The 1,769-nt window shown below is 53.1% G+C and carries 1 rRNA gene; it reads left to right on the top strand.

Going from position 1 to position 1,769, the window contains the following annotated elements:
- Nucleotides 1-1,734 (top strand): 23S ribosomal RNA (locus ACTJJ1_RS24935); the annotation flags it as partial.
- Between the last annotated feature and the right edge of the window lie 35 nt (nucleotides 1,735-1,769).

The following is a 1,769-nucleotide window of genomic DNA, read 5'->3' on the forward strand; positions in this document are numbered from 1 at the left end:
GCGTTGTTGGGTAGGGGAGCGTTCTGTAAGCCGTTGAAGGTGGCCTGTGAGGGTTGCTGGAGGTATCAGAAGTGCGAATGCTGACATAAGTAACGATAAAGCGGGTGAAAAACCCGCTCGCCGGAAGACCAAGGGTTCCTGTCCAACGTTAATCGGGGCAGGGTGAGTCGACCCCTAAGGCGAGGCCGAAAGGCGTAGTCGATGGGAAACAGGTTAATATTCCTGTACTCGGTGTTACTGCGAAGGGGGGACGGAGAAGGCTAGGCTAGCCGGGCGACGGTTGTCCCGGTTTAAGCGTGTAGGGGGAGAGAATTGGTAAATCCGTTCTCTTATTCAACCCTGAGGCGTGATGACGATGCACCACGGTGCAGAAGTAGTTGATGCCAAGCTTCCAGGAAAAGCCTCTAAGCATCAGGTAACACAGAATCGTACCCCAAACCGACACAGGTGGTCAGGTAGAGAATACCAAGGCGCTTGAGAGAACTCGGGTGAAGGAACTAGGCAAAATGGTGCCGTAACTTCGGGAGAAGGCACGCTGGCGCGTAGGTGAAGAGACTTGCTCTCGGAGCTGAAGCCAGTCGCAGATACCAGCTGGCTGCAACTGTTTAATAAAAACACAGCACTGTGCAAACACGAAAGTGGACGTATACGGTGTGACGCCTGCCCGGTGCTGGAAGGTTAATTGATGGGGTCAGCCGCAAGGCGAAGCTCTTGATCGAAGCCCCAGTAAACGGCGGCCGTAACTATAACGGTCCTAAGGTAGCGAAATTCCTTGTCGGGTAAGTTCCGACCTGCACGAATGGCGTAATGATGGCCAGGCTGTCTCCACCCGAGACTCAGTGAAATTGAACTCGCTGTGAAGATGCAGTGTACCCGCGGCAAGACGGAAAGACCCCGTGAACCTTTACTATAGCTTGACACTGAACATTGAGCCTTGATGTGTAGGATAGGTGGGAGGCTTTGAAGCGTGGACGCCAGTCTGCGTGGAGCCAACCTTGAAATACCACCCTTTAATGTTTGATGTTCTAACTCGGCCCCGTAATCCGGGGTGAGGACAGTGTCTGGTGGGTAGTTTGACTGGGGCGGTCTCCTCCCAAAGAGTAACGGAGGAGCACGAAGGTTAGCTAATCACGGTCGGACATCGTGAGGTTAGTGCAAAGGCATAAGCTAGCTTGACTGCGAGAGTGACGGCTCGAGCAGGTACGAAAGTAGGTCTTAGTGATCCGGTGGTTCTGAATGGAAGGGCCATCGCTCAACGGATAAAAGGTACTCCGGGGATAACAGGCTGATACCGCCCAAGAGTTCATATCGACGGCGGTGTTTGGCACCTCGATGTCGGCTCATCACATCCTGGGGCTGAAGTAGGTCCCAAGGGTATGGCTGTTCGCCATTTAAAGTGGTACGCGAGCTGGGTTTAGAACGTCGTGAGACAGTTCGGTCCCTATCTGCCGTGGGCGTTGGAAGATTGAGAGGGGTTGCTCCTAGTACGAGAGGACCGGAGTGAACGCACCACTGGTGTTCGGGTTGTCATGCCAATGGCACTGCCCGGTAGCTAAGTGCGGAAAAGATAAGCGCTGAAAGCATCTAAGCGCGAAACTTGCCTCGAGATGAGTCTTCCCTGGGCCTTTAAGGCCCCTGAAGGAACGTTTAAGACTAAGACGTTGATAGGCTGGGTGTGTAAGTGCAGCGATGCATTGAGCTAACCAGTACTAATGATCCGTGAGGCTTAACCTTACAACACCGAAGGTGTTTTAGAGAGATTGGTTTTT

Source organism: Serratia sp. 22264, assembly GCF_052045345.1.
GTDB classification, from domain to species: Bacteria; Pseudomonadota; Gammaproteobacteria; order Enterobacterales; family Enterobacteriaceae; genus Serratia; species Serratia plymuthica.